Origin of the sequence: Sphingomonas sp., from assembly GCF_031361285.1 — a bacterium.
Lineage (GTDB): Bacteria > Pseudomonadota > Alphaproteobacteria > Sphingomonadales > Sphingomonadaceae > Sphingomicrobium.
Map to the genome: position 1 here is coordinate 1 of NZ_JANMCO010000125.1, position 1,544 is coordinate 1,544.

The window sequence follows — 1,544 nt, forward strand, 5'->3', positions numbered from 1 at the left end:
CCCGACCGGCCATCCTTCGGCGTCATGGGGTTCCTCCAATCGCACGGTTATCGCGTGCTGCCGGTCAACCCGACGATCGCCGGCGAGCAGGTCCACGGCGAGTTCGTAAAGCGCGAACTGGCCGAGATCGGCGAGCCGATCGACATCGTCGACATCTTCCGCCGCCCGGACGCCGCCGGCGAAGCGGTCGATCAGGCGATCGCAGTCAGCGCCAAAGCGGTTTGGCTGCAGTGGGGCGTAATCGACGAGGCGGCGGCGGGGCGAGCGGAAGCCGCCGGCCTCAAAGTGGTGATGAACCACTGCATCAAGATCGAGATCCTGCGGCTGCGGGTGCCGGGCGTGGCCGCTACTGGCTAGTCATTTCAGCCACTTGACAGCGACTTCACGGAGGCAGAGCCTAGCGCTTCAGAAGGCGGCGCATGGGGAGCCGCCAAGAGGGTATTGGGGCACCTGCCATGAAAATCGTCAATCGAGTCGCGCTTGCCGCGTGCGTCGCACTGGGCGCGCTGACGCCCGCATCGGCCAATCACAGCTGGGGTAGCTACCACTGGGGACGTACTGCCAATCCCCTAACCTTGAAGATCAACGAAGCGTTGACTCCAAATTGGGAGCCTTATTTGCAGGTGGCGATGGACGACTGGGCCGTGTCGACCGTGCTCGACTTCAACCCGCCGTCGGCAGCTTTCTCGAGCGCGAGCGCCAAGCGCTGCGATCCGATCTCCGGTCAGGTCCAGGTGTGCAATGCCTCCTACGGTCAGCGCGGCTGGCTCGGTATCGCTTCGATCTGGGCCAACGGCGACCATATCACCCAGGGTACGACCAAGTTGAACGACAGCTATTTCACCTTGGCCCAGTACAACACGCCGGCGTGGCGGCAGTTTGTGACATGCCAGGAAATCGGACATGATTTCGGGCTGGACCACCAGGACACAGACTTCAGCAACCCCAATCTCGGAACGTGCATGGATTACACCAACAATCCGGCCAGCAACCAGCATCCGAACGCACACGATTTTGCCCAGCTTGTGACAATGTACACGCACCTCGACAGCACGAATACGGCCACCGCGTCCGCCGCCGCGACGAACTTCGGCGTGCGCGAAGTCGGCAAGCCGGCTGCTCAGCCGGGCGGCGACCGAGGGGTCGGCGATACGATGGCCGATTGGGGCCAAGCGATCGGTCGCGACGGCAAGGGGCGTCCGGACACATTCGTGCACCAGCTCTCCGACGGCCGGAAAGTCATCACCCACGTGCTGTGGGCGCTGGACGCCAAGGGCACCGAAGCAAAATAGGGGTCGAGCGGCCGCCGCTCCCGAGGCTATGCCGCGCCGACCGTCATTTCCGGCACCAGCAGGGTCGGCGCGTCCACGCCCCGGCGAAACTCGAGGTCCGAGCCCGGTTCCAGGGTCGCGAACATATCGATCAAGTTAGAGGCGATCGTGATCTCGGCAACCGGCTCGGCGATCGCGCCGCCGCGCACCATGAATCCCGCCGCGCCGCGGCTGTAATCGCCGGTCACGCTGTTGACCCCCTGTCCGATCAGC

At 64.3% G+C, this 1,544-nt stretch carries 3 protein-coding genes; 2 read left to right on the forward strand and 1 reads right to left on the reverse strand.

The features are described from left to right. Together RMO25_RS11095 and RMO25_RS11100 are read left to right on the forward strand one after the other, a co-directional pair. Nucleotides 1-357 (forward strand): CoA-binding protein (locus tag RMO25_RS11095; RefSeq protein WP_309662663.1); only part of this gene is annotated, 357 nt, incomplete at its 5' end. A 98-nt stretch (nucleotides 358-455) separates the two neighbouring features. Next, a complete protein-coding gene (locus RMO25_RS11100; protein WP_309662664.1) occupies nucleotides 456-1,292 on the forward strand; it encodes a hypothetical protein in 837 nt (278 codons plus the stop codon). Between the two features lie 26 nt (nucleotides 1,293-1,318). Here the strand turns inward: RMO25_RS11100 and RMO25_RS11105 are convergent. Then, a partial coding sequence (locus tag RMO25_RS11105; protein WP_309662665.1) for a metallopeptidase TldD-related protein occupies nucleotides 1,319-1,544 on the reverse strand: 226 nt, incomplete at its 5' end.

Bases quoted from the DNA above. Each gene is read 5' to 3' on its own strand.
- RMO25_RS11100 (WP_309662664.1), top strand. From the start codon at position 456: ATGAAAATCGTCAATCGAGTCGCGCTTGCCGCGTGCGTCGCACTGGGC.